The 23,136-nt window shown below is 65.9% G+C and carries 35 protein-coding genes and 1 pseudogene; 2 read left to right on the top strand and 34 right to left on the bottom strand.

Going from position 1 to position 23,136, the window contains the following annotated elements:
• Positions 1–14 precede the first annotated feature (14 nt).
• From BKD26_RS40370 to BKD26_RS39820, 24 genes are all read right to left on the bottom strand, one after another.
• Positions 15–173, bottom strand: coding sequence for a hypothetical protein (locus BKD26_RS40370; RefSeq protein ID WP_179166620.1), 159 nt, complete (start codon positions 171–173; stop codon positions 15–17).
• 3 nt (positions 174–176) lie between these two features.
• A complete protein-coding gene (locus BKD26_RS20180) occupies positions 177–470 on the bottom strand; it encodes a hypothetical protein (protein ID WP_084899976.1) in 294 nt (97 codons plus the stop codon).
• Between the two features lie 104 nt (positions 471–574).
• Positions 575–871 (bottom strand): stage V sporulation protein S, encoded by a 297-nt coding sequence (locus BKD26_RS20175; protein WP_084899974.1) that lies wholly within the window; start codon positions 869–871, stop codon positions 575–577.
• Positions 872–972: 101 nt separating this feature from the next.
• Entirely contained in the window at positions 973–1,533 is a 561-nt protein-coding gene (locus BKD26_RS20170) for a hypothetical protein (protein WP_084899971.1), read from the bottom strand.
• The gene (locus BKD26_RS20165; protein ID WP_084899969.1) at positions 1,530–2,096 is read right to left on the bottom strand and encodes a hypothetical protein; all 567 of its coding nucleotides are present in this window, start codon (positions 2,094–2,096) and stop codon (positions 1,530–1,532) included. The genes BKD26_RS20170 and BKD26_RS20165 overlap by 4 nt, the downstream gene beginning before the upstream one ends.
• A complete protein-coding gene (locus BKD26_RS20160) occupies positions 2,093–2,590 on the bottom strand; it encodes a hypothetical protein (protein ID WP_084899966.1) in 498 nt (165 codons plus the stop codon). The genes BKD26_RS20165 and BKD26_RS20160 overlap by 4 nt, the downstream gene beginning before the upstream one ends.
• A 118-nt stretch (positions 2,591–2,708) precedes the next feature.
• A complete protein-coding gene (locus tag BKD26_RS20155; RefSeq protein ID WP_084899962.1) occupies positions 2,709–2,984 on the bottom strand; it encodes a hypothetical protein in 276 nt (91 codons plus the stop codon).
• Positions 2,981–3,757, bottom strand: coding sequence for a hypothetical protein (locus BKD26_RS20150; protein ID WP_084899959.1), 777 nt, complete (start codon positions 3,755–3,757; stop codon positions 2,981–2,983). The genes BKD26_RS20155 and BKD26_RS20150 overlap by 4 nt, the downstream gene beginning before the upstream one ends.
• Positions 3,754–4,263 carry a VUT family protein gene (locus tag BKD26_RS20145; protein WP_084899957.1) on the bottom strand — a complete coding sequence of 170 codons (510 nt, stop codon included), beginning with the start codon at positions 4,261–4,263 and terminating at the stop codon, positions 3,754–3,756. Before BKD26_RS20145 ends, BKD26_RS20150 begins: the two co-directional genes overlap by 4 nt.
• A complete protein-coding gene (locus BKD26_RS20140; protein WP_084899954.1) occupies positions 4,256–4,807 on the bottom strand; it encodes a hypothetical protein in 552 nt (183 codons plus the stop codon). Before BKD26_RS20140 ends, BKD26_RS20145 begins: the two co-directional genes overlap by 8 nt.
• The gene (locus BKD26_RS20135; RefSeq protein WP_084899952.1) at positions 4,804–5,166 is read right to left on the bottom strand and encodes a hypothetical protein; all 363 of its coding nucleotides are present in this window, start codon (positions 5,164–5,166) and stop codon (positions 4,804–4,806) included. Before BKD26_RS20135 ends, BKD26_RS20140 begins: the two co-directional genes overlap by 4 nt.
• Complete coding sequence (locus BKD26_RS20130) at positions 5,163–5,828, bottom strand: RNA ligase family protein (RefSeq protein WP_179166619.1); 666 nt, start codon at positions 5,826–5,828, stop codon at positions 5,163–5,165. Before BKD26_RS20130 ends, BKD26_RS20135 begins: the two co-directional genes overlap by 4 nt.
• A 22-nt stretch (positions 5,829–5,850) precedes the next feature.
• Positions 5,851–6,009, bottom strand: coding sequence for a hypothetical protein (locus tag BKD26_RS40365; protein WP_179166618.1), 159 nt, complete (start codon positions 6,007–6,009; stop codon positions 5,851–5,853).
• A complete protein-coding gene (locus BKD26_RS20125; RefSeq protein WP_084899948.1) occupies positions 6,006–6,476 on the bottom strand; it encodes a hypothetical protein in 471 nt (156 codons plus the stop codon). The genes BKD26_RS40365 and BKD26_RS20125 overlap by 4 nt, the downstream gene beginning before the upstream one ends.
• Before the next feature lie 20 nt (positions 6,477–6,496).
• Positions 6,497–7,282 (bottom strand): FAD-dependent thymidylate synthase, encoded by a 786-nt coding sequence (gene thyX, locus BKD26_RS20120; RefSeq protein ID WP_241518743.1) that lies wholly within the window; start codon positions 7,280–7,282, stop codon positions 6,497–6,499.
• 17 nt (positions 7,283–7,299) lie between these two features.
• Positions 7,300–8,259, bottom strand: a complete 960-nt coding sequence (locus tag BKD26_RS20115; protein WP_179166617.1) for a phosphoadenosine phosphosulfate reductase family protein — start codon at positions 8,257–8,259, stop codon at positions 7,300–7,302.
• Positions 8,260–8,281: 22 nt separating this feature from the next.
• A complete protein-coding gene (locus BKD26_RS40360; protein ID WP_179166616.1) occupies positions 8,282–8,479 on the bottom strand; it encodes a hypothetical protein in 198 nt (65 codons plus the stop codon).
• Positions 8,466–8,687, bottom strand: a complete 222-nt coding sequence (locus tag BKD26_RS40355; protein WP_179166615.1) for a hypothetical protein — start codon at positions 8,685–8,687, stop codon at positions 8,466–8,468. Before BKD26_RS40355 ends, BKD26_RS40360 begins: the two co-directional genes overlap by 14 nt.
• A complete protein-coding gene (locus BKD26_RS20110) occupies positions 8,675–9,022 on the bottom strand; it encodes a hypothetical protein (RefSeq protein ID WP_143662689.1) in 348 nt (115 codons plus the stop codon). The genes BKD26_RS40355 and BKD26_RS20110 overlap by 13 nt, the downstream gene beginning before the upstream one ends.
• On the bottom strand, positions 8,937–10,106 hold the full coding sequence (locus tag BKD26_RS39825; protein WP_143662688.1) for a hypothetical protein: 1,170 nt from the start codon (positions 10,104–10,106) through the stop codon (positions 8,937–8,939). The genes BKD26_RS20110 and BKD26_RS39825 overlap by 86 nt, the downstream gene beginning before the upstream one ends.
• Positions 10,070–10,411 carry a WhiB family transcriptional regulator gene (locus BKD26_RS20095; protein ID WP_179166614.1) on the bottom strand — a complete coding sequence of 114 codons (342 nt, stop codon included), beginning with the start codon at positions 10,409–10,411 and terminating at the stop codon, positions 10,070–10,072. Before BKD26_RS20095 ends, BKD26_RS39825 begins: the two co-directional genes overlap by 37 nt.
• Positions 10,411–10,716, bottom strand: a complete 306-nt coding sequence (locus BKD26_RS20090; protein ID WP_084899930.1) for a hypothetical protein — start codon at positions 10,714–10,716, stop codon at positions 10,411–10,413. The genes BKD26_RS20095 and BKD26_RS20090 overlap by 1 nt, the downstream gene beginning before the upstream one ends.
• A 135-nt stretch (positions 10,717–10,851) precedes the next feature.
• Positions 10,852–11,913: a hypothetical protein gene (locus tag BKD26_RS20085; protein WP_143662687.1), complete on the bottom strand. Its 1,062-nt coding sequence runs from the start codon at positions 11,911–11,913 to the stop codon at positions 10,852–10,854.
• Between the two features lie 179 nt (positions 11,914–12,092).
• Positions 12,093–12,272 carry a hypothetical protein gene (locus BKD26_RS39820; protein ID WP_143662686.1) on the bottom strand — a complete coding sequence of 60 codons (180 nt, stop codon included), beginning with the start codon at positions 12,270–12,272 and terminating at the stop codon, positions 12,093–12,095.
• Positions 12,273–12,525: 253 nt separating this feature from the next.
• Here BKD26_RS39820 and BKD26_RS20080 point away from each other — a divergent pair, with 253 nt between their 5' ends.
• Complete coding sequence (locus BKD26_RS20080) at positions 12,526–12,990, top strand: hypothetical protein (protein WP_241518742.1); 465 nt, start codon at positions 12,526–12,528, stop codon at positions 12,988–12,990.
• Positions 12,991–13,128: 138 nt separating this feature from the next.
• Positions 13,129–13,773 (top strand): hypothetical protein, encoded by a 645-nt coding sequence (locus BKD26_RS20075; protein WP_241518741.1) that lies wholly within the window; start codon positions 13,129–13,131, stop codon positions 13,771–13,773.
• Positions 13,774–13,816: 43 nt separating this feature from the next.
• Here the strand turns inward: BKD26_RS20075 and BKD26_RS20070 are convergent, their stop codons facing one another.
• The 10 genes and pseudogenes from BKD26_RS20070 to BKD26_RS20030 all read right to left on the bottom strand — a co-directional run bounded on the left by BKD26_RS20070 (position 13,817) and on the right by BKD26_RS20030 (position 23,050).
• On the bottom strand, positions 13,817–15,769 hold the full coding sequence (locus BKD26_RS20070) for a hypothetical protein (protein WP_084899922.1): 1,953 nt from the start codon (positions 15,767–15,769) through the stop codon (positions 13,817–13,819).
• Between the two features lie 394 nt (positions 15,770–16,163).
• Entirely contained in the window at positions 16,164–16,532 is a 369-nt protein-coding gene (locus BKD26_RS20065; RefSeq protein ID WP_084899919.1) for a hypothetical protein, read from the bottom strand.
• A gap of 3 nt (positions 16,533–16,535) precedes the next feature.
• Positions 16,536–18,482 (bottom strand): DNA polymerase, encoded by a 1,947-nt coding sequence (locus tag BKD26_RS20060; RefSeq protein WP_084899917.1) that lies wholly within the window; start codon positions 18,480–18,482, stop codon positions 16,536–16,538.
• 19 nt (positions 18,483–18,501) lie between these two features.
• Positions 18,502–18,642: a hypothetical protein gene (locus BKD26_RS40350; protein ID WP_179166596.1), complete on the bottom strand. Its 141-nt coding sequence runs from the start codon at positions 18,640–18,642 to the stop codon at positions 18,502–18,504.
• Between the two features lie 777 nt (positions 18,643–19,419).
• Positions 19,420–19,836, bottom strand: a pseudogene (locus BKD26_RS39200) (DNA cytosine methyltransferase); the annotation flags it as partial.
• A 77-nt stretch (positions 19,837–19,913) separates the two neighbouring features.
• Positions 19,914–20,771 carry a hypothetical protein gene (locus BKD26_RS20050; RefSeq protein WP_084899912.1) on the bottom strand — a complete coding sequence of 286 codons (858 nt, stop codon included), beginning with the start codon at positions 20,769–20,771 and terminating at the stop codon, positions 19,914–19,916.
• Position 20,772: 1 nt separating this feature from the next.
• A complete protein-coding gene (locus BKD26_RS20045; RefSeq protein ID WP_084899909.1) occupies positions 20,773–20,997 on the bottom strand; it encodes a hypothetical protein in 225 nt (74 codons plus the stop codon).
• A complete protein-coding gene (locus BKD26_RS20040; RefSeq protein WP_084899907.1) occupies positions 20,994–21,485 on the bottom strand; it encodes a MerR family transcriptional regulator in 492 nt (163 codons plus the stop codon). Before BKD26_RS20040 ends, BKD26_RS20045 begins: the two co-directional genes overlap by 4 nt.
• Complete coding sequence (locus BKD26_RS20035; RefSeq protein WP_084899905.1) at positions 21,482–21,979, bottom strand: hypothetical protein; 498 nt, start codon at positions 21,977–21,979, stop codon at positions 21,482–21,484. The genes BKD26_RS20040 and BKD26_RS20035 overlap by 4 nt, the downstream gene beginning before the upstream one ends.
• 207 nt (positions 21,980–22,186) lie before the next feature.
• Positions 22,187–23,050, bottom strand: coding sequence for a hypothetical protein (locus tag BKD26_RS20030; protein ID WP_084899903.1), 864 nt, complete (start codon positions 23,048–23,050; stop codon positions 22,187–22,189).
• Between the last annotated feature and the right edge of the window lie 86 nt (positions 23,051–23,136).

Below are 23,136 nucleotides of genomic sequence, written 5' to 3'. Positions count from 1 at the left end.
GGGCGTCCCTCTGCTCACTTCTGGTTGTAGACCGGATTGGTCTCCCTGACGAGCGTGGGCTCCTGCTGCTGTTGCGGGCGGGACTCTCCATCGCCCTCGGTGAAGGCGTCAGTCAGGCCGCGGGCAACCCCGCTGGCGGCTCCTGCCAGGAGCGGCACGAGGATGGGGAGCATCGGTCACCGCCCGTCCGTGGTGAACTTCGACGGCAGGAGCTTGACGTTGCGGCCTGTGGCTGCTGACTCGGCGGCGTTGCTGTACTCGCGCCAGACCTTGACGCCTCGGCCGCCGAGCGGGTCGCGGTTGAGGACGCCGTTGCGGTGGTTGGCGGTGGTCGGCTCGCCCGTTCCGCCCTTGGAGTTGCCGGACTTGCTGATGAGGGTGCCGGCCTCAGGCTTGCGGACGCGGAAGGTGGTCGCGGCAGACGTTCCCATGGTCGGGAACTCTCCGCTGGAGAGGACGTTCTCGGACACTGTTCTCCTCGCGTGATGCCGTGTGATGCAGTCCGGGCAGAGTGCGAGTGAGCTACGAGTGGTGGAACTGCCTCATCAGTTTATGGGCGATCCCGTGCCGGGTGTTATGCGGCCTCGTCGAAGACGACGAAGGAAAGTCCGGAGACTTCACCCTCGGGGACCGTGGCGGTGAAAAAGGCTGGCCGCATGGCGAGTCGGTGCCCTCTGGATCCGGCGTAGCCCTGGGCGATGGGGACACTCTTGACGGCCTGGTTGATGGCGCCGGCACCGATGGCTCGCAGGGTGATGTTCTTGCGGGCGTATATGGCGTGAGCGACGGCGGCACCCAGGTCGGTGGCGCTGGTCGAGCTCTTGACGAAAAAGACGGCGTCGTCGGCGCCGTTTTCCTTCTTGGGGTCCATATTCGTTTCTCCTCGAATTGATCTCCTTCGTCAGGCTAAGCGGATATATCCGCATTGTGTTAATGCGTGAAGAGCCCCGCCGGTTATGACGGGGCTCTTGCTCAGACGAGGCGGGTTTCGCCTTTGAACCTTTTGAGGTCCTTCAGTGTGTCCAGCTCGGCCTTGGTGCCGGTGCGGGTGAACCAGGAGTTGGCGGCGCGGGCGAGGCTGTAGGCGTCGGCCAGGTTGTCGTCGTCGTAGGTGACGCCCCACTTCTTGTAGACCGCCAGCAGCATCTCCGCCTTGGCTGCGGTGCCCTTGCCGGTGGTGTACTTCTTGAGCTTGGTCGGGGCAACGATGATCGGGTAGCAGGCGGGCTTGTCGAGTACGTCGAGGAGCGCGAGCTTCACCGCTCCCCCGAGTTCGCCGGCGAGTTCCCTGCCGAACTTCGCGCCGGCCGCGTAGCCCTCCATGGCGACCACGTCGATGCGGCCGAACATGGTCTTGATGTCGCTCACGTTGAGGCCGACCTGGACCTGGACGGCGTCGAGGCGGTCGGACTGGGTGACGTACCTGTCGGCTGCGAAGGCGTGCAGGTAGCTGTAGCGGCGCTGAGTGTCGCTGTCGTAGGCGACCATCGCCATGCCCGAGTAGGACTGGTCGATGCCCAGGCAGACGGTCACGGCTCCACCCCGAAGATGTTGCTCATGAAGAGCCCCACGTTGTCCGGCAGGTCCGCCAGGTCATCCTCGTTGAAGAACCCGAAGTCGAAGTCGAGTCGGCCCAGGCTGTTCTCGGAGACGTCTTGGTTGAGGGGGCCGATGCCGGGGCGGGAGATCCAGATGCTGTAGTGGTCCAGGTCGGCCAGGGCCTCCAGCTCGTTGCGGTGCCGTACGTCGGTGTAGACGACCCGCGGGTGGCCCTCGGCCTTGCGCAGCGCGGCCTGTATCCAGGCGTCCTCGCCGATGTTCTCGCGGACCGAGCCTCCGAGGCGCTGCATCAGCCGGCGCACCTCGGGATACTCGCGCTTGGCGACGTCCCAGCCGACGTCCTTGATGACCCAGGCGAGGTTGACCGAGCCGTAGGGGGTGGGCACGAGCGGGTTCATCGCTTCGAGGATGTCGCGTACGGCGTCGGCGAAGGCGATGCGGGTGTAGCCGTAGCGCTCGACGAGGACCTGGGCGACGGAGTCCTTGCCGGCGTACGCATACCCACCGAGGGCGAGGACTTCGGGGAGTGGGTTCATGCGGCGATGTCTCCGGGGGTGGTCGGGGCGGGGATGCGCTTGGAGGGGAACTCCGTGTGAGACCAGCACTTGGGGCAGACAGCGACGACGACGTAGCCGTCCGGCTCGGAGGGGCGGAAGAACATCGGGCGGGCGGTCGAGCTGTAGGTGACGGTGACCGGGACCCACCTGTGCTGGGTGAGGTCGGTGCAGGCGCTCGGCAGCCGCACGACATTGCCGTAGTGGGCGGCACTCATGGCCTGGAGTTCGTCCGGGGTGCACAGGCGGTATTTCTCGTCGTAGAACCGGGCCAGCCCGATGCGCGTGGTTGAGCCGCGGCGGTCGACGGCGGCGCCAAAGCCGAAGGTGTCGATCTTCGACTGCACCTCGTGCGTGTTCTGCATGACGGTGCAGAACGCAAAGTTGGCCTTCACCTCGTCGATACGGATCTTGCGGCCGGCGCGGCGAGGGTCGTTGTCCGCCCATATCTGTCCGGGCTCAATTCGCTGGGTCATGGCAGTTCTTTCTGCGTCGCCGGACGTCGTCCAGCAGGGATCAGCTTCGGTGGGTGCATGTGCGGGGGCGGGGTTCTGGCTCACCCCTCTTCGATCGCCCCGAGATCGGGGCCGTCCGCTACTCGCAGGCGGGGTCGAGGATCGTGGAGACGCTGCCGTAGGCGCCGTCCTGGTGGTACAGCGTGGTGACGCGGACCCCGGTGCCCTCCAGGCACTTGGTGGCGCCGTTGCCGAAGCCGTCGGGCATGGTGAAGACCAGGGCGGAGCCGTTGTCGGTGCCGGAGCGCGGGGCGTCGCGGAAGGGCTCGCTGTACTTCTCCATCCCGCAGGCGGTCAGGGAGGCGCCAGCCAGGGCGGCGACGAGTGCGACGGCGGCGGTCTTGCGGCGGGTCATGCTGCTTGCTCCAGGTGATAGGGGTTATTGGCGCGGGCTTCCTCGATCGCCGCCAGCGGCTTCTCCCGCCAGCGCAGTGCGTAGCGGCGGCAGTTCGAGCAGCTCTTGTGGGTGCAGCCGAGGAGTGGCGGGCGGCGTCGGGCGTGGAGGCTCCAGGACATGGAGTCCGAGGAGGTGAGCAGATGGCCCACCCGCCTGAGCCCTGTGATCTTGAAGCCGAAGCCGTGGACGCGGAAGCCTCGGTCGGTGGCGTCGGTGATGATGTCGACGGCCTCGTCCATGTGCTGACGCCGGCAGACGGAGCCGATGCCGACCACGGGTTCGGCGGCCAGGTCGACGCCGGCCTTCTCGTACATGGCGGCGCAGCGCTGGTAGTCGGCTCGCTCCCAACCCTGGAGTACGGGGATAAAGGGGAGGTCGGGAGCTGCTGCCTTGAGTTCGAGGTAGTTGTCGACGGTGCGATGCTGGTGCTCGGTGACGGTCAGGCCGGACTTCTGGGTGATCCACGGCTCGCACATCCAGTCCTGAGGGCTGGCCCAGGCGAGGTTGCCGATTTCGTCGCTGTAGCGGCGTACGGCTTCGATGTACGCGGTGGGGGTGATGGTCCACCGGCCGTGCATGGAGATCTCGGTGAAGCCGCCGCTGTCCAGAGCCCAGGTGGTGAGGGCTCTGGGGAAGGTCTTGCGGCCGATCAGGCGGCGGTGCGAGACGAACAGCGGGACGCCGGCGTTTCCGAGCCAACTGGGGATATGTGTGCCGAGGTAGAAGGTCACCTGGCGGCGCGGCGCCGCAGCGCCACGACGAGGGAGCCGAGCAGGACTCCGTAGAGCTTGCCGATGATCTGTCCGCCGAGGAAGTCGAGGGACCCGAAGGCGATGGACAGGAACAGCAGGGAGTCGATGAGGATGCCGACGACTCCTCCGACGAGGACGGCGCGGACCCAGCGGGGCGACAGCCGGCTGAAGACGGCCATGTCGGCGGCTTCACTGATGCCGAACGCTACAGCGCTGGCCAGGGCGACGGCGGGGTCGGCGGCGACGAAGGAGAGCACGACGCCGAAGACGAGGGCGATGATGGCGGCCCGGCGGCCGAGGGCCCACTGCACCAGGTCGCGCAGGACCAGGGCAGGACCGACCAGGAAGACGGCGGCCGGCGCGGTGTAGCCGAAGCCAACGGAGACGGTGCCGTAGTGCTGGAGAGCCAGGTTGGCCGCCGGAATGGTGGCTATGTAGGCGGCGGCGCCGAAGTAGCCGAGGGCTCTCTTGGAGTCCTCAGTCATGCGAGTACTCCTCGACCTCGATCTTGTCCTTGTAGACCACGACCTGGCAGTGGTCGCCGAACAGGTCGATGAGCACGTGGTCGCTCTTACCGGACTGAACGGCCGCGTCCAGCGCGTTGGCGGCGTCGTAGAGCGCCCGGTGCTCGCCCTGGTAGTCCTCGTACACCATCCGGCGGTTGTCGTCGTCCCAGTGGTGGGGCCGACCGCCCAAGGTGGGGTGGCGCTCGCTTCCGACGGCCAGGTCTTCCTCGACCATGTACGGGTCGTTCTCGACGAGGTACTCGTACTGTTCCAGGTCGTGCGTGGTCACCAGCCACACCTCGTGGGCGGAGAACTCACACGTGTCGCCGTCGTTGAAGTACGGGGTGTACTGGCGCCAGCCGATGCAGTGGACGTCGGGGTGGTCCAGGACGGGCTTGAGGAGCGCTGCGAACTCCTCCTTGGTGATCTGAGGGACGCGGGTCGAGCCGTGGGCGATGTCGCCGGTGATCGGGATGCCCAGGAAGTTGCGGGCTTCGTCGGTCTTGGTGAGGGTGTCGGTCACTGTGCGGCTGCTCCGAGGAGATGGGAGAGAGGGAGTTTCTTACGCTTGGCCCCGGACATCCACGGCGCGATGGGCATGCCGTCGATGTAGTCCTTGGGACTGGGGAGCCAGCCGAGGTCCTCGATGATGTGGCGCTCGGCGATCTGGCGGACGGGGATCTCCTTGCGGCCGACCTTCAGCGTCTTGCCGAAGATCCGCTCGCAGAGGTAGACCCCGAGGGTGTGGTGGTAGAGGGCCCTGTGGCGGACGTCACCGATGGCCTGCTTGCTGCTGTCGATGAACTCGCTGATGGGCAGGTAGTCGGTGGGGTCTCCGCCCCATTTCCGGGCAGCCGACTGGGCGTGGTACCAGGAGTTCACGCAGCCATCCCCTTGGGGATGTCGTCGTTCTCCAGCAGGACCTTGTAGCACTGGTTGGCCTCGACGCTGTAGACGACGATGCCCTCAGCCTTGGCTCCCGGTTCGGCGACGGAGCCGAGGGTGCGCAGGAGGCGCATGGAGTCGCGGATGGCCTCGTTGAGGAGGTGGCCCCGTACACGGGCGAGTTCGGGGACGACGGTCAGCTCAGCCGGCGACTCCTCGGGCAGGCCCTGGCCGCGGGTGCCCCAGCGTGTGGTGTTGAACAGGGCGAACTTGCGGCCGTCCATACCGTAGCCGTGCTGGATGCCGCGGCCGTACCACTCGCCGAAGTGCGTGCCCTCGCCGAGGTTGGCCAGGGCGGTGGCGTTGTCTGCGACCCATGCGGCGAACCCGAAGTTGTCGAGGGCCTGGGTGCCGTCGAGCTTCTGCCGGTTGGGGGCGATCCATCGCTTGCGGCTGCCGGCGCGCAGGACGTACAGGCCGTCCTCCTTGGACACGACGCTGTAGCCGTGCTCGTTGAGGTAGCGGGTGGCATCCTCGTCGTCGGCCAGGTGCTTGATGGTGACCTGGGCGTTGGTGCCGTCGATCTTCTCCGTCAGGACGAACTCGCGGTTGAAGCGCGGGATCTTCGGCCAGGGGCGGAAGTCGGTGACGTTGCTCAAGTTGGTGCTCCGGATATGAGGGTCAGAGGTAGTCGAAAGTGGTGGCGTAGTCGTCGTCCCAGTCGGGGGCGGCGCAGACTTCGCAGACGGTGTGGCCGTCGACCTGGCCCGCGTATTCGTCGGCTTCGATCAGCCGGCCGCAGGCGCATCGGGTGGCGTGCGGGGCGGGGCTGAGGGTCACTTGCTCAGCCGGTCCAGCAGGCTGTTGTAGAGGTCGGTCATCAGGGTGAGGCGGGCCTGTGCTTCACGCAGTTCGTTCTTGTGCCGGCCGGCCTCGTTGACGAGGACACGGTTGCGGCCGCGGGCGTCGTCGCGCTCCTGCTGGGCCTCGGCCAAGGCCTTCTTGCCAGCGGCGATCTCGTCCTTGAGGGCTTGGTCGGGCGTCTTGCTGAGCGCCTTGGCCAGGGCCTCGTAGAGGGTGTCGCACTCGGCTCGCGTGAGGTGGAGGACGGCTGGTTCGGTGGCGTAGGGCGGGGCGGTGAATTCGAGTTGCCCGCGGACGCTGTTGTAGCGGCCCTGGTGGATGGCGGCGCCGCTGCCGGGTTCGACCCTGGCGAAGTGCAGGCCGTAGCGGGTGCTGAGGGGGTCCTTGATGACGCGGGCTCTGACGGGCAGCATGTCGATGATCGGGTCGAAGAGGCCAGGCATGGGGTTGCCTTTCGTATTGGTCAGACCTTGCGGTTGGTGGTGAGCCAGGCACCCGTGTCGTCGATGACGTAGTCGGCGAAGAGGGCAGGGACTTCGGTCGCCATCAGCTCGCCGATCTGGTTGGCGACCAGGCGCACCTCTTCCTCTGCGCCTTCGTCGGTGCGGGACTCGACGACGTGGCGGAGTGTGCGGATGTTGGCCGACCAGACCAGGACCGTGGCGAGACCCTCCGGGGCGAAGCGCCGCATGAAGCTGGTCTTGGCCTTCTTCTCGTGGAAGAGCACACCCGGTGCGTCGAGCTGAAAGTGGTCTGCCATCCATGCCTGGAAGTCCTCCAGCGCGGTGAGGACCTGCTGTCCGCGGCTGACCAGATCTGCATCGTTCTGCGCCCACTCGGGGTACCAGAACGGCAGGTCGGTCAGGCGTACGTAGCGCAGTGACTCCTGCGAGATCGCGACGCCCTGGCGGTGGCGCACCCACTCGTGGGTGAAGACGCGTGAGACGTTCTGGAGGACGAAGGTGTACTGGGCGTGTTCGAGGACGCTCCCATGACGGTGGGCCACGATGTTGCCGAGGTAGGCGTCAGGGTCGGTCCGGACGCGGGTGACGTTGGGGTTCAGCCCAGGTGCCCAGGAGCGGTAGCAGGTCCGGCCGGCAACCTCGACGAGGTCCTGGGTGTCGTTGTACTCGGTGCGCTGTGCGGTCCAGTCCTGGCCGCCGATCTCCGCGAGGTACCGGTCGAGTTCGTCGCGGTCCAGGTTCGGTCGGCTGATGATGCGGACGGTCGGGGTGACGGGTGTGGGCACGAGCTTTGCTCCGTGGTTCAGGCGGCCTTGCGGGTGATGGACGGGTTTGCTGCCCACTCCTCGATCGAGAGGCCGGGGTCGGTGCCTTCCTCCGCCCATTCGCAGGTGGTGCAGAGGCGGCCGGTGGTGGAGGCTCGTTGCTTGGGCGGGCGCTCGCCCCACTTGCAGGCGGCGATGCCTCGGGCTTTGACCTGCTCTTCTAGGTCGCGGATCCGCTGGGCGGTCTCCGGGAACCAGAAGGCGATCTCGTCGAGTTCGCCGGGCTTGGCGAAGGCTCCGCACAGGCACTCGCCGCTCATGTGGATGAGGTCGGAGACTTCGTTGCGAGGGACCTGGTGCAGTGCGCGGTATTCGCACATGTGGTCGTTGGTCCAGTGCACGATGGGCGAGGCCCAGACGATGCTGCCTTCGCGGTCGATCTCGTTGGCGTTGCGCCAGCGCCGGGAGGATTCGAAGACGCGCATGCCGGCGAGGAAGATCACGCGCTGCCGGAACGGGTTGGAGACGAACTGGTTGCGTACAGTGCGCAGGGCCCGTTCCTTGAGGCGGGTGTACATCATCTGGTGTCCGGCGGGGCCGGGGAAGCCCTTCCAGACGGGCTCGCCTTCGTGCTTGCCCTTGCTGGCGATGACCTCGCCGCGGACCAGTTCGTCGTAGCTGTGCGGCGGGTAGGCCTCGATCAGCGGGAGGTCCATGTCGGCGGCGGTGGTGCGGACGAATTCGCGGGTCTGCTCGATGCCGATGGTCGTGTTGACGTGGACGGCGTGAGTGATGCGGTCGCGGACCAGGTGAAGCATGGTGGTGGAGTCGTTGCCGCCCGAGAAGAGGGCGCAGACGGCGGTGACTTCCTTGCAGTCGGCCTCGGTCATCGCGATGGCCTGGTCGATGATTCGGTGCGAGCGCTCGATGGCCTCGTCGAGGGTAAGGGCGGCCAGCGCCTCGCCGTCGTCGTCCATCTTGGCTGGCGTTATTGCCATCTGAAGTTGTCTCCGGGAGGGGTTATGTGGCGAGGCAGCGGAACTGGTTGTGGAAGCCGGCGAGCTTGATCTGCACGTAGCGGCGGGTGTTCTTCGCGAAGTTGTAGGAGATGCAGTTCGCGTAGCCCCCGAAGTTGGGGGTGACGGACTGGATGTAGACGACGCGCTCGCCCTTGGAGTGCTTGTCCAGCCAGAGTTGGCCCTGGTCAACGGGCTGCATGCTTGGGGCCCTTCTTGGGGTTCTGGAGGATTTCGGCGGCGATGCTGAAGTTGAGGGCGGTGCCGGCGAGGAGGAGGAAGAGGGTGAGAGACCACTGGACGGCGCCGATGGTGACGAGCGCGAGGAGGGCTCCGGCACCGGCCGCGCATCCGTATCCGATGCAGGTCATGACGGCGGCGAGGATGCGTCGGAAGGTCAGGCTGCCCATCGTGTTGCCCTGCTTTCTCGGTCGTTCCGGCCGATGCGCCGGGTGAGTTCTCGGGAGACGACGGCTGCCTTTCGGTCGGCGCCGCTGTAGATGGCCTCGGTGAGCTTTCGGACGGCGTATGCCTTGCGGTATTCGGCGTCGGCTTCGAGGACGTCTTCGTCGGAGGCTGCTGCGGCTTTCTGGGCGGTGACGGACTTCTCGTTCTTCGCCTTGACCGAGGCCATCGCCTTGCAGCGTTCGAGGTGTGCCTCAGAGTCCTTCTCGTCGACTGCTGCTGCCGCTAGCTGTGTTCCGGCGTACTCGGCCCACCTGGTCAGCCCGACGAAGAGCTCCATCAGCTTGTCGTCGGTGAGTTCGGTCAGGTTGGCCGGCAGGTCCGGCATGTCGTCCTCGGGACGGCTTCTCAGCTTCAGTCCCCGCCGGCCGAGCTTCTGCGTCGTTCTCGCCGAGAGCTTGTCGTCGTCCTCGTCGAGGGGCTTCCTCGCCATCCGTCTCGGTCTCCTGCTGGTATGGCTTGCACTGCTTGCAGACGTCGCCAGAAACGCAGTCAGGGGCGGGGTCGCCGGCTGCGACACGCTCCTTGATGTCCCTGGCCGTCTCCAGCAGCGGAGCGATGATGTCGGGGTTGAACCGGACGACGAACTGCTTGACGTCCTGGTTGAATTTCGACTCGTAGACGTAGGTCATCCGGTCGACGTCGAGTCCGCGGGCCTGGGCCAGCCACAGGTAGATCTGGCCCTGGCGGATGTGGCTCGGGAAGGGGACCTTGATCGAGCCCCACATGGCTGGCAGGTCGACCATCTTGCTGCCGTCGGGGAGGGCGACCAGGTACTTCGAGAGCCGTTCGGGCTCCTCGAACCGGACTGTTCCCTCGCCGACCGTCTTGATCTCCAGCAGGCTCCGGGCCGGGGTGAGCATCCCGTCGCTATGGCCGACGATCAGGTGAGTGCCCTCAGCGGAGAGCGGGACTTCTGCGTATTCGAGGGCCGTGCTCTTGCAGTAGGTGCACTGCTTGGGGCTGATGTCCCACCACTTGTCGTAGCAGTGCAGGCACTCGAACATGCCCTCCAGCCAGCCGACGTCCCAGGCCCGGCGCTGCCACTTGCGGTGGCTCTCGTGTCCGGTGTCGAAGATGTTGAGGCTCTGGAAGCCGAAGGACTGCTTGTGGTGGACGCCCGTCGTGATGCGCAGGAAGGTGGCCTTGGGGCACCAGTCCGTCTTGACCATCTCGGACGGGTGGATGATGTCCTGCCGGCGGGAGTTGTCGGCCTTGTTCTTCTCGACGATGTGAGTGCGGACGGTGCCGAGGAAGTTCTCCTCGCCGGCCCCGCGCTTCTCGCTGAGGAAGTCGGAAAGGGAGCTGGGTATCGGTGCCCGGCGCTTTACGACTCGGGGAGCCTTTCGCTTGGGGGCTGCCATGGCCACATCTCCGGTTTCTTCGCGTTCCTGTACTGCTTGCGGAGCTTGGCTCGGTCGTTGGGGAGCATTCCGCCCCAGACGCCGTAGCGCTCGCAGTTCTTCATGGCCCAGTTCAGGCAGCGCTGGCGCATCGGGCAGATAATTCCGTCGGTGTCGCCGTTGCAGATGGCTGCCGCTTCCCGCATTTCGTCGAACCAGGGGTCGGCGTCACGGGAGGGCGTCTGGAATTTGCGGCACTTGGCTTCGTATTCGGAGTCGTCTCCGCCGGTCCAGTCTGGTGCCGAGCATCGGGAGTAGAGGGCCACTAGGTCTCCAGGATGGTGTCGAAAGTTTCCTGGGAGAGCACCATCCAGTTCCTCCCTCCCATCTCGATGACGAAGACCATTTCTCTCCCGGATAGAAGCGCGTTGCGCTCAGCGAGCTTCAGGTCGTCGAGCTTGAGCGTGTACTGGCTCTTCTCGGTGGTCTTGGCTTCGAAGCTGAATTCGTCGTTGCGGACGTCGTTCTTGTGGATCCAGCCGTTGCCCGAGCCGGGACTTACTTTGCCGTCGTATTTCGTGGCGAGTCCCTTTTCCTGCTTCTGGGATCGCCTAAGGCCTCGGTTCGTCACCTGAGACCCTCGCTCGGATCACGCTCAGGAGCTGGTCGATCTCGTCGGACTTCCGCTTGAGAAAGCGGCTAGCCCGCCAGGAGACGAACACGATGTAGACGGCTTCGGCGAACGCGATGCCGGCCAGTGCGCCCGTCACGCGGCCACCGCCTCTTCGTTGGAGGTGAAGGCGGCGCGCAGGACTGCTGCGGCGACGTCGTCCTGGAGGTCGAGTTCACCGCGCAGGGCGTCGATGATCGCGTCCTTGGTGTCCCAGGTGCGGTCGGCGAAGTCGAAGTAGCGCCCTCGCCGGCGGATGACGTCGTAGTAGACGCCCCACGTCATCAGGTCACGGACAGCGTCCCAGGAGCCAGCAGTGATGCCGCGGGAGGGAGCGTCGCTCCAGTAGAAGTGGGTCTCGGCGGTCTTCTGGGGGCCGGCGCTCTTGTGCTTGATCGTCTTGAACTTCATGGCCTGGCCGACGCGGGCCTTGCCCTTGCCGGGGGTCGCCTCGTCGAGGTACTCGGCGCGGGAGACTTCCAGGCGGGTCCAGTAGGCGAAGTTCTTGCCCAATCCACCAGGCGTTGTCTTGGGGGTGCCTTGCGGGCTGAAGGCGCCGACCTTCTCGCGCCATTGGTTGATGACGATGCCCATGACCGCGCGCTCCTCGGTGAGGTGGCTGCGCTTCGTGGCTTTGCCGGCCTTGCGGTAGAACTTGTTGGTGACCTTCGCGCCGACCGAGACGGTCAGCTCGTCCATGGCCTTGGCGTCCTCTTCCGCGGGGATGAGGGCCGGGTAGGAGTCGAGGACGATGGCGTCGACTGCGCGGGAGGCGGCGAATTCGAGCATGACCTCGTACGCCTCTTCCATCGCCCGGATCTCGGCGACGACGACTTGGTCGGTGTCGACGCCGAGCTGCTGGGCCCACTCCTTGTCGTAGTCCTGGGCCGCGATCCACAGCGTGGAGAACTCGGGGTTCTTGGCCTGCTGGTGGGCGATGGCCTTGTGGACGACGGTGGTCTTGCCGCTGCTCTCGTAGCCGATGATCTCGGTCCACTTGTTCGCCGGGAAGCCCCCGCCCAGGATGATGTCGAGCGGCAGATTGCCGCTGGCGATCGGCGGTACGTGCCGCATCTGGGAGGCCATGATCATGGCCTCGGGCCCGAAGCGTTTGTTGAGCTGGGCCATGAGTGCGAGTGCCTCCGCTGTCGGCGCCACACCTACCCCCTTACTTGTTGTACAAGTTGTTCCTCAACTTGTCGTTCAAGAGGAGATTAGGTGTCGGTGCACGCCGGAGCCAGGGAGTCGAGTTGCTCATGACGATCACGGATTGGTCACGAGTTCAGCCCACGAAAAAGGCCCCCGACCGTGTGGTCGGGGGCCTCTGCGTCATCCGGTCATGCTGCTGCCGTGATATGGGTGGCAAGCCTGTAGACGACCGCACCCGTACCGAGGTGAACCAGGCACTTCACCCAGCCATCCTCGACAGCCTGGGCCAGCACGGAGCCGGCCAGCATTTCATCAACGATCTCCTCGCCCGACGCAGGAATCCGGACTCCCCAGCCCTCTGCCATCACGATGACGCTCCACGCTCCCCCGGACGCCGCAAGGCGCACCTCTCGCACATAGAGGGACTAACCGGGGCACACCCGGCAGTCAACGTCCGCTCACTGAGCATGCGTTCCCAGACGCATAGCTGTCAACTAAAGTAGGCAGTAGATCAACTCACAGGATCTGCCACCCCCCAGAAAAGGTCCTCCTCATGGCGACGAATCGGACAATAAGTGACACGACATCAGGGAGAGCGAGTCTCGGCCGGTGAGACCCGGCATGTCCGTAGCCGCGAAGCTCAAGGGGCTGATGGACCGCCGCCGACTCACGCCTCGCCCCTTGTCTGCGGCCATCGACCAGGTTCCGGAAGTCAAGTCTGTCTCCCACGCGTTGATCTCCGGCATGCTCAACGGCTCCAAGCCGAACCCCACGACGGAGACGATCCTGTCGCTGGGCGCGGTACTGGAGGCCCCTCCGGCGTACCTGCTGCCTCACGAGAGCTACGACGACCTAGACGCGCTGATCGCTTTCGAGGACCCGGCCACCCGCCGCGTCGCTCGCCTCCTCGCGGGTCTGCCCGCAGCCGAGGTGGAAAACGTGATTGCGGACCTTCAGCGCCGACGTGACGATCTTGGCCTGAGTCCGATCACGTTCGCGGAGGACACCAGCATGCAGTCCAAGCCGGCGAAACGTCGTAGCGTAGACGAGGCTGCGCAATATGCGGCCGATGCACTGGAAGGGTAACCGTTGTATAGCGCCATATGGTGGGCTTGCACCGTTGTAGGTCTATTTGTCACCACGCTGTGCGTTCGGAGGGCGCGCAGGCAGCCGAGAGTCTTCACCTGGTCGATCGCGGCGGCCTTCGGCATCTGCACGCTCGGCGTGTTCTTCGCGGTGCCGGCCGTGGAATCACTCGCCACGGACATCACGGGTGTGCCCAACGTCGCGAAGCTCGTCGCCCACTTCTGTGCGATCCTCTGGTGCGCGAGCCTTCAGATCACGATGGTGGACTTGGCCTATCGCCAGGACTATCTCCGCACCGCGCTGATTCAGCGCAGCTTCGCCGCCCTCGTCTGGCTCTGCATCATGGTCCCGCTCTTCCTTGCGACCAACGGCCGCGACGTCGAGTTCACGACCGAACACGTCGACAATCCTCGAATCGCTTCCTACCTCCTGATCTACCTCGCGTACGTCCTCATCACATGCGCCGAGCTCGCGTTCATGTGTGGGCGTACCGCGCAACGCAACTGGGGAACGCGGCCCTGGACGGGCTGGGGCTTCGCCATGTCGTCCGTCGCCGCCGCCCTCGGGGTTGCGTACACGATCAGCAAGGGCTCGTACGTCCTGCTCTACACGCTCGGCCACCCCTGGTCGCTGGCCGTCGAGCAGAAGATGAGTCCGGCCTTCTCCGGCCTGGCTACGATCTTCCTCTTCGCCGGCCTGACGTTGCCCATGCTCGGCGGCGCCCTGCGACGCTGGCGCGGGCACGAGGGTGCAAGGCAGGAAGAGGAGTCCGTCTCTGCATGACAAGGGGGGCCACCCATCGGGTGGCCCCCCTTGTTCGTTCTCGTCAACCGGCGACCAGGTCGACGATCTCGCACGCACCTGCTGTGCAGGCCAGTTCCTGGCTGCCGGTCGTACTGTCCTCGGTCTCCCAGAACGGCAGGTCTTCCCAGTGGATTTCTGCTGGCATGCGGGCCAGCAGCTCCTCGTACGCCTGCCGCGAACAATCCTCGTAGGGAGCCTGCTGGTAGGTGTGATCACTGTGGGGCAGGAAGCTCACGCCGCTGATCTCGTCGAGGTGGTCCCACACCCACTCACCGACCTCGTCCCACTCCTCGTCGCGCACCGAGATGGTCACCGAGGGCTTGTGGTCGCACCAATGCCGCTGAACGTCCAGCCAGAGCTTGAGGTGGTCGACGGCGGTGATCTGGTCACGGGTGATCGCGCCGGCCGGCGCCTTGATCGGGAAGGAGAAGACGTTGTTCGTCGGGGCCATGACGTCGTCCTCACACGGCACACCGTACGTCTGCATGAGCTGGCTGAGCGGGTCCTTCTTGTCAGCCCGGACGCGCCGTATGTAGTGCTCACTGTGCCAGGTGTGCAGGCCCGAGGAGACTCCGACGAGCTGGCTGACGGTGCCGCTGGGCTTGACGCACGTGATCGCGTGCGAGTGGCCGATACCCAGCTCGTCGGCATAGTCGACGTTGACCGCGGCTGCCAGTTCGCGCAGGTCGTCGAGGAGCGCGTTGCGCTTGTCAGCCGGCTGGGTGACCAGGAGGTCGGAGCCGAAGAAGCCGGTGAGCGAGACGCCCAGAAGGCGCTCTTCCTCGGCGTTGCGGCGCCACTCCTCCCGCAGGAAGGGGTAGTCCGTCAGCGTGCTCTGCCAGGTCCCCAGGATCGTCGCCAATTCCACCTTGCGGGCGAGTGTGTCCTCGGTGTCGTCCTCGCGGACCACGACCTCGGAGAGGTTGCAGAAGCTGAACGGACGCAAAATGATCTCGCTGCACGGGTTTGTCCCGTACACGACACTTGCGTCACGTCGTCCGTACTTGGCTGCCTGGCGCTGCGCCGCCCCGCGGTGGAAGATGCCGCGCTCACCGGAGCCAGAGGCGACAAGGTTGGCCCACTCAAGGTCGAACGCTTCGCGGGTCATGTCGTCGTGGTAAACGGCGCTGTTGTTCGCGAGAGCCCGGTACGGGTGGTCCTTCCACCACTCCCCCGACTTCGCGCCGGCCATCTCCTGGTCGTCGAGGTCGGACAGCGAGATCATCGCGCTACGCCGTACGCCGCCGACCACGATCACGGATGCGATCTTGCAGGCGAGGTCGTGGGCCTCGATCGGCTTCAGCCGGCGACCCGAGGCGCCCTTGAGCAGGTCGATGGTGAAGGTGAACAGGTCCATCAGCGGTTCGGGACCGCTGGCCCGCCCGCCGAAGGTGCGCAGCCGCGCGCCGGCCGGCCGTACCCGCGTGACGTCGATCGACGGGACGACGCCGTCCATCCAGACCAGTTCGAGCAGGCTGAGGAAGGCCTCCGCCCAGCCGAGCTTGCTGTCCTCCACGTCGAGGTAGAGGGTCGGGTGCTCGTTGATTTCGCTGTGCACGGGCGGCAACTGGTCGACGTACTGGCCTTCGACTGAGAAGCCCACTCCGGTGCCGTTCATGAGGATGTAGAGCAGCTCGGCGAAGGCCCGGAGGTCCTGGAGAGGAAGGTACGAGCAGTTGAACCCCGCGATGTTCGAGAGTTCCAGGGCCTTGCCGGCCGTCATGACCGCGCGCATGCTCGGCATGACGTCGTGCTGGAGCACGGCGTGCCGCATGGCGTAGAGCAGGTCCTTGTCCGGGCGGTAGTCGAACTTCTCGGCCAGGTGCTCGGTCATGAACGTGAAGTACCGGTCGACGGTCTCCGCCCAGGTTTCCCGGCGCTCGTGTTCCTCCAGGTAGCGCGCGTATCGGGACAGGGCGATGTAGTTCCGGTACGGGTCCTGGATGGTTCCGTCCGGATTCAGGATGGTGCTCACATACTCTCCGGTTATCCGATGCGGCCGACGACTTGCATTGAGAAGCCGCCGCTTTTGTTTGCCGCCGTCTGTCGCGCGGGGGTCGCCTTGCCCTCCGACTTGACCGAGATCCCGGAGGTGCTGTGGAGCTTGGGGAATCCGCACTCGTAGCAGCGTTTTCCGGCACGGGGTTCCGTCGGGGCAGCGAAGTAGTTGCTGCCGCCGCACTCCGGGCACATTTCTGCGTCCCTGGCGTGTGCGGCCTGACGGGGTGGCGGGGCGGGCTGCTGGTGCTGCTGCGGGTACTGGTAGGCCGACTGTTGGTATGGGGGTGCCGGCGGCTGATACATCGGCGCAGGAGGCTGGTAAGCCGGGGCCGCAGGGGTGCCGAGGTGCTTGCTCCAGAAGTTGCTCACTACACCACTCCGCTTTGGATGAGTCCCTTGTCCATGAGGTTGGCCATCACGGCGATGACGGAGGCGGTCAGAATTGCCTGATAGTCCGTGCGGAACGCCGAATGCTCAGCCGGGTCGTCTTCCAAATCAGAGGTGTCCAGAATACCCCCGAAAAGGACGTCGGTGGTGAGCGCTCCGTAGACCGCCAAGAGCGGCATCAAGGGCTCAACTGCCGCAAGTCGCTCGGCGGATTCGAGTTGCTCCATTTCGAGAACGTCGCTGCTGCGTCCCACCTGGCCGACCTTGACGAACAGGTCATTGTCGGCGCGGCCGGCATTGAGGTCCTGAGCCAATTCGGCCTTGAGGACCTCGAAGGGTATTACTCTCATTGCTCAATCCTTGGCGTCAGACCAGCGGTCGCAGACGACCACGTCGGCGGTGAGGGGGACGTTGATGAGGTGCTGGATTCCCTCGCCGATCATCGACTCCTGGAGGATTTTGGAGCCGACGTCAACAAGGCCGTCCGGGCAGATGACGACCAGTTCGTCGTGGACGGTGAGGGAGAGCTTGATGCCGTCGTGGCCGCTCTCCTTGATGGCCTTGTGCAGGCGGATCATGGCGAGCTTGATCAGGTCGGCCGAGGAGCCCTGAATGAGGCTGTTGACTGCCCGACGCTCGCCCTTGGAGCGGAGCCAGCCCAGCTTGGAGACGATCTCCGGCAGCCGGCGCTTGCGGCCGAGCAGCGTGGTGAGGTCGTGCGTGTCGCGCTTGCGAACTGTGTTGACGACCGACCGCTTGAACTCGTAGATCTCCGGGAACTGCTCCTCGTGAACGCCCATGATGCGCTCGGCTTCGCGCACCGTGATGCCAGCCATGGCGGCGACGGTCTCGGGTCCCGCCCCGTACACGATTGCGAAGTTGAGGCCCTTGGCGACCTGGCGCATCTCCTTGGTGACGTCGTCCCAGGAGACGCCGAACACGAGGGCGGCGGTGGCTGTGTGGGCGTCCACGCCGGCCAGGAAGCCTTCGTAGAGGGCGCCGCGGCCGAGGTAGTGGGCGAGGACGCGCAGCTCGATCTGGCCCCAGTCGGCGACCAGGAGCTTGTGCCCCTTGGGTGCGATGAACAAGGACCGGATCTTGGTGCCCAGTTCGGTGCCCGGCCGGGGAACGTTCTGGAGATTGGGCGCGGAGCAGGAGAAGCGGCCGGTGCGGGCGCCGTACTGCTTGAAGATGGGGTGGATGCGCCCGTTGAAGATGCGCCGGGGCTGGTCTGCCTTGCCGAGGTAGCCGTAGACGTACGTGGAGAGGAGCTTGTCGACCTCGGCGTGCTCCAGGAGGATCCGGCAGACCTCGTTCTCCGGGTAAGCCTCCAGGGTCTCCGCGTCGGTGCTCCAGTCCCGGAAGTCGACCTTCTCGCCGTTGCGCTTTTTGTTCTTGCCGCCGTCGGTGAGCTTGATGGGCTTGAGGCCCTGGCCGCCCTTGGACTTGGGCAGGAAGAGGACGTCTTGGCGCTGTTGCGGGGAGCCGACGTTGAAAACCTTGCCGGCGGCCCGGAAGAGCCGGGTCTTGATCTCCTCCAGCGCGATGACGAGTTCGTGTTCCAGCTCCAGGAGCCGGTCCTCGTCGATGCAGGCCCCGGTGGGGTGCATGTCGAGCAGTACTTCGGTGACGCCGAGTTCGAGCGCCATGATGCGGGAGAGGTCCTGCTCGACCAGGTCGCCGCACATCGCCCGCCACAGCAGCCAGGTGTACTTGGCGTCCAGGTAGGCGTAGCGGGCCACCGTGCTGAAGCCGTGCTTCTCGACGGCCTTGCCGACGTTCTCGGTGTCGTACTTGTGCTTGTAGCGCTTCTCGACGAGGGTTTTCAGGCCGTTGAGGCGGTTCTCGTCGAGCAGCCAACTGCCGACCAGAGTGCAGCCGTAGGGCTTGGGCGGGATACGGCCGCCGTAGTACTTGGCGAGGCTGCCGAGGTCGAACGTCGCGCTGTGGGCGACCTTTCGCCGGCTGGAGAAGATCAGCGGTTCGAGGGCCTTGAAGACCTGGCTGGGGCGGAGCTGCTTGGGCGGTGCGCTCCACACGGCGGGGACGGTCTCCCGTTCCCCGGTCTGCTTGTTCTTGCGCCAGGTGCCCTTGGATATCAGGTGGTCGCCGTTGGGGTGGCCCATGGGGATGACCACCGCGCGGCCGTAGGTGGCGAGGGCGATCCACAGGATCTCGTTGGCGACGGGCACGCCGCGGTGGTCGCCGACGGTCTCGATGTCGATGACGAACTCGTCGTACCGCGAGAAGTACGCGACAGCCTCTTCCAGGTCTGCCATCGTCAGGATGACGTCGCGCACGTCTCGTGGTCCTTCCGTATCAGGCTGCGATCTGGAGTCGTTCGGTGAGCAGGAGCTCGATGAGGATCAGGCGGTAGGCGGAGTAGGCCTGGAGAGGTACGACGCCGTTGCCGATCTTGTGGAGTTGCTGGGAGCGGCTGAGCTTCGGGACGGTCGTCACGCGGCCGGGGATGCCCATCAGCCACTCGGCGAAGGCCGAGGTCAGGCGGCGTCCGCCTCTGGGCCCAATCTCGGTCGGGTACGGGGCCGGGACGCCGATGATGCATTCCCATCGGTGGATGGCCGGCCAGTACTCTCCCCACCACTCGGGAGGAGAGTGACGACGGTGCGCAGGTTCATCCCCCCAGTCGAGCTGGGGGCGCGTCCCGCTCCGCCCATGCCGTCGCGAGCCGTGGGCGTCGGCAGTAGGTGCCTCACCGCGTCCGTCAGTGTCGGGTTCGCTCGCGTTCCCGTGTACGGACTCCCGTCCGCGCTCCAGCTCGCCGACGATCGGCAATCCGCCGCCAAGGGTGTCGGCAGGAGGTGCGTCACCGCCCCCGGCAACGAGGTGTAGTTTCCGCTGCTGTCGCGCTGGTTCGGTCCGCCCTTGGGCCCGTCGCTGGCTCTCGGTGTCGGCAGGAGCTTCACTGCCATCCCCAGGGGCATTCCCTGACCGTTCCCGTTGATCTTCTTGGCCAGGTTCCGCTGCCGGCGTGCCTCCCACGAGGCGTAGGACTCCCCATCGTTGGGGTTCGAGGCGGTCGGGGTCGGCAGCATCTTCGCCGGCAGAGGCTCGGCCGGCAGAAGCAGCGCTACCTCGCTCAGCGGCCGGCTCATCTTCCCGTGCTGGCTGCCTGTGCCCGCCTTCCAGTCCCGCGCCAGGGGCGTCGGCAGTAGGGAAGGCGACGCAGAACCACCTGTCTCGGTGGTGGGCTGCTCCAACTTCGGAAGCTCGAAAGCACATCCACCGCGCGTCGTACCCGATCGCGGCCAGGTCCCCGAGTACTCGGTCGAGTCCTCGTCGAGCGATGGCGCTGACGTTCTCCAGGAAGACGAGGCGGGGTCGAAGTACGCGAATGGCGTCTGCGACGTTGCGCCAGATGCCCGACTTCTCGCCATCGATTCCCTTCCTGTGGCCGGCGTTGGAGATGTCCTGGCACGGGAATCCCGCGCAGACGATGTCGACCTGGCCGAGCAGTTCGGTCCAGTCGATGCAGGTGATGTCCCCGAGGTTGGGGATCTCTGGGTGGTGGTGCGCGAGGATCTGGGCGGCGTAGGGGTCGACTTCTGCCACGTAGGCGACGGGCTCGCCCGTGAGTTCCTCTACTGCGATTTCCAGGCCGCCGAATCCCGCGCACAGGCCGAGGATCGGCATGCGTTTCCTTCGCGAGGGGTGGCCGCTCCCCACCCGGAGGAGAGGGGGTACGGGTGGGGAGCGGCCGGTCGGGTGGTCTAGTCGTCGTCCTCGTCGTCGTCCACGCCGTTGAGGACCTTCTGTACGGCGGCCTCCAGCTCGGCGCGGGTGCAGTGGCGCTCCCAGGCGTCGGAATAGAGGGACTTGGACAGTCGCTCGTAGTCCTCGTCGGTGAGCTCGTCGGCGTCCCAGTCGGACTCGACGTCGCGGGCCTTGACTGCCTCGACGTGGTACTCGGTCTTGGTGCCCTTGCCGGTCTTGTGGACGGCGATGTAGAGCTGCGGGGAGGTGAGGTCGCCGACGTTGTCCTTGCCGACCTTCTTGGGGTCCTTGGCGATGGCCTGGAGGGTTCGGGCAGCACGGATGCCGACCTCCCAGACCTTGTGGGCCCACTTCTCGTCGTCCTCGTCCCAGACGGCCACGTTGAAGGTGGCGACCTTGCGGCCGTAGTGGTCGAGGTCGTCGCAGAGCGGGCAGTCGTCGGCCGGCGCGAGTCCTCGGAAGGAGCGCTTGCCGGAGGTGATCTCGCGGACGTAGTGGTACTCGTAGCTGTCGAACGGCTCGGGCTCCAGCAGCCGGATGAGCTGGGGATCCTTGGTGATCTCCAGGCGCATCTCGTTCTTGGCCTCGAAGTCCTGTCCGCCGCTGCCGGCGACCGAGTCGAAGGCGTCCCAGCCGGATGCCGCACCCTGCTTGCGGGCGGAGTTGGTGCGCTCCCTGCCCTTGCGGGGGGTCTCGTCGTCGTCCTCGTCGAAGGCGTCGCGGCCCTGAGCCTTTCGGCCGCGTCGCGTCTTCGGGGCGTCGTCCTCGTCGAGCGCGCCTCGCCGGCTGCGTCCCGGCCGGCGGGAGGTCGTCTCCTCCTCGTCGAAGATGTCGTCGATGGTGCCTCGGGCCATATCAGTCCTCGTCGTCGGTGATGGCGGGGTGGACGTGCGCGAAGGAGTTGTCCTCGGTGGTGAGGTCGGCCGCCATCTGTCTCTCTCGCGCGAGCAGTTCGTCGATGGCGTCGTCCAGGACCCGCGGATCGGTCGACTTGACCGTGGCGGTCACCTCGATGTGCTCGTAGGAGCCGAGGTTGAAGCGTTCCGTGACCGTCTTCGTGTACTCCAGAACAGGCTTCACGCCGCCGTCTCCTTCTGCCTGAGCTGCTCGAATGCGTCCTTGACCCGCTGAGTGAAGTTCGTGTCGGTGATGCGGATGCCGCGGGGGTCGCCGTCGAACAGACCCTCCTCGTGCGCGATGCGGACGATGACCTCGATCTGCTCGCGGGTGTAGAGGCGGCGGTTGCCGTTGGCGGTCTTGCCGCTGATGACGTAGGTGGCCTTCGGGATGACCCCGTTCGCCTCCCACTTGCGCATCGTCACGGCATCGCGGTGCAGGGCCTTGGCGAGGTCGCCGATGCCGAAGAACTCGCGGTATCCGCCACCGAAGGGTTTGACCTGGGGCTTGGCGTCCCAGCGGTCGTGGTCGACGTAGGTGTCCTGGTGGGCGGCCTGGACGTCGTTCTGGGTGCGTACCGGCCGCCGGGAGATACGGCGGGTGGAGCCGGGGTAGAACTGCGTCGGCGGAGGGCCGGCGATGGTGGCGAACTCGCTGTCCCAGTCCCTCATGCGTCCACCCGCTTGAACCGGAAGCCTTCCTTCTCCGGGAAGATCCGCTCCATGTGCTCGTCCGTCAGGAGACCCTCCTGGTAGAGGACGTAGGCCTCCTGGGGGTCGAACTGGCGGACCATGGGGAAGAGCCGCTCGTAGACGACGGCGTCGGCTCCGTTGTCGGCAGCTTCGGTGTCGAGAACGCGGGCGATGTCCTCGGCTTCGTCCTCGTTCAGGCCCTGGGTTGTGTACCGCTCCAGCTTCATGCCCTTGAAGGGCTTCTCGCCGACTCGAAGGGGGCGCGGCAGCTCGATGATGTAGCTGCCCTTCTCGTCCTGGATCCCGACCTCTCGCAGGTCCGCAGTCATGTCGTCGCGGAGCTTGTTGAGCAGCGTGGTCTGGGTGTCGACGCGGTGCCTGATCAGAGCCCACTGGGCGGCCTTGCGTTCGAATGCGGATTCCGGCGTGTTCGCGGTCAGAACCGACTCTGCCGGGGCGTCTGAGAAATCCACGCCAGTCTCCTCAAGTACGAGTAGGGAACAGTCGCCAGGGCGGCTGACTGCGCGGTAACGCGGACCGCCGCAGTTCGGAGGCTCGCCCTGGCGACTGATCACAGACTAACACTCTTGTGGAACAAGTTGAAGGACAAGTTGTGGATCTAGTTGTTGGGCAGCAGAGAGCCCCGGTGGCACGTACGTCCACCGGGGCTCTTTGGTGACTCAGGCGTTCAGCGACTCCATCTGCTCGATCCGCTCGTCCGCCTCCAGCTTGGCCTTCTGCGCCGCCTCCCACTTCTCCTTGATCTTCGGGAACTCCTCCCGCATGATCTGCCGGCAGCGCTCGACCGTGGGCACCTCACCCTCCCCCATCTCAGTCACCAGCGCCTTATGCCAGGCAGCGGCCGGGTGGTCGTCGTAGCTCTTGCCGTCGTCCAGCCACTTCCAGATGAACTCTCGCGCGGTCGGCCGCAGCCTGGACTCCCGCCGGCCTCGCGGCTTGCTGGCGCGGGCCTCCTGAGCCACGTCCTGCGCCATGAACTCTGCGAGCAGCTCCTCAAGGGTGCGCTCGATGCCGTCAACTCGGTCGCCCTCGATCGCCGGCTCGGCGACCTCGGCGGCGCGCTCCCGAGCGGTGTGGACCTGACGCATCAGCCACGGGGCCAGCTCGCCCCACATCAGCAACAGAGTGGGCATGACGGCATCGAAGGCCGCCTCTCCGTAGGCCTCGCGCATGAAGGCATCGCCGCAGTTGAGGGCGTAAGTCATGACGCCGATGAGCAGCAGCCACAGGCGGGGCTTGCGCAGCTCGCGGTTCGTCCAGCCGCGCAGGGCCAGGTACTGCTGGCCGACCATGAGGGCGAGGTAGCTGATGGTGACGGCTGGCGCGGTGAGTGGCTGGACCTCGGCGGGCACGCCGAGCCGGGCCGCGAGAGCCCAGACGTTGCCGAAGTCGAAGGCGAAGGCGAGGAGGATGGCGGCGACGGCGCCGGTCATGACGAAGGCGACGGTGAAGCGCTCACCGGGGATGCGGGCGTTGTGGTCGATGGGGGCCTTCGGTCGCCGCTTGCGGATAGGGTTTCTCATGGGAGTCACGGCTCCTGTTTCCGACGGCTCTGGGTGCGCGCCCAGGGCCGTCTTTTCGTGTCGGTGTACGAATGTCCACGAGGGCT

It is taken from the genome of Streptomyces sp. CB03238 (assembly GCF_002099185.1).
In the GTDB taxonomy this organism is placed as follows: Bacteria; Actinomycetota; Actinomycetes; order Streptomycetales; family Streptomycetaceae; genus Streptomyces.
The sequence above is the reverse complement of the archived record's forward strand: the minus strand, read 5'-3'. Positions and strand labels throughout refer to the sequence as shown.

Coding starts and splice junctions, on each gene's coding strand:
- BKD26_RS40370 (WP_179166620.1), bottom strand. CDS start 173: ATGCTCCCCATCCTCGTGCCGCTCCTGGCAGGAGCCGCCAGCGGGGTT.
- BKD26_RS20175 (WP_084899974.1), bottom strand. CDS start 871: ATGGACCCCAAGAAGGAAAACGGCGCCGACGACGCCGTCTTTTTCGTC.
- BKD26_RS20165 (WP_084899969.1), bottom strand. CDS start 2,096: ATGAACCCACTCCCCGAAGTCCTCGCCCTCGGTGGGTATGCGTACGCC.
- BKD26_RS20160 (WP_084899966.1), bottom strand. CDS start 2,590: ATGACCCAGCGAATTGAGCCCGGACAGATATGGGCGGACAACGACCCT.
- BKD26_RS20155 (WP_084899962.1), bottom strand. CDS start 2,984: ATGACCCGCCGCAAGACCGCCGCCGTCGCACTCGTCGCCGCCCTGGCT.
- BKD26_RS20145 (WP_084899957.1), bottom strand. CDS start 4,263: ATGACTGAGGACTCCAAGAGAGCCCTCGGCTACTTCGGCGCCGCCGCC.
- BKD26_RS20125 (WP_084899948.1), bottom strand. CDS start 6,476: ATGCCTGGCCTCTTCGACCCGATCATCGACATGCTGCCCGTCAGAGCC.
- BKD26_RS20115 (WP_179166617.1), bottom strand. CDS start 8,259: ATGGCAATAACGCCAGCCAAGATGGACGACGACGGCGAGGCGCTGGCC.
- BKD26_RS40360 (WP_179166616.1), bottom strand. CDS start 8,479: ATGCAGCCCGTTGACCAGGGCCAACTCTGGCTGGACAAGCACTCCAAG.
- BKD26_RS40355 (WP_179166615.1), bottom strand. CDS start 8,687: ATGGGCAGCCTGACCTTCCGACGCATCCTCGCCGCCGTCATGACCTGC.
- BKD26_RS20110 (WP_143662689.1), bottom strand. CDS start 9,022: ATGGAGCTCTTCGTCGGGCTGACCAGGTGGGCCGAGTACGCCGGAACA.
- BKD26_RS39825 (WP_143662688.1), bottom strand. CDS start 10,106: ATGGCAGCCCCCAAGCGAAAGGCTCCCCGAGTCGTAAAGCGCCGGGCA.
- BKD26_RS20080 (WP_241518742.1), top strand. CDS start 12,526: ATGTCCGTAGCCGCGAAGCTCAAGGGGCTGATGGACCGCCGCCGACTC.
- BKD26_RS20065 (WP_084899919.1), bottom strand. CDS start 16,532: ATGAGAGTAATACCCTTCGAGGTCCTCAAGGCCGAATTGGCTCAGGAC.
- BKD26_RS20050 (WP_084899912.1), bottom strand. CDS start 20,771: ATGGCCCGAGGCACCATCGACGACATCTTCGACGAGGAGGAGACGACC.
- BKD26_RS20040 (WP_084899907.1), bottom strand. CDS start 21,485: ATGAGGGACTGGGACAGCGAGTTCGCCACCATCGCCGGCCCTCCGCCG.
- BKD26_RS20030 (WP_084899903.1), bottom strand. CDS start 23,050: ATGAGAAACCCTATCCGCAAGCGGCGACCGAAGGCCCCCATCGACCAC.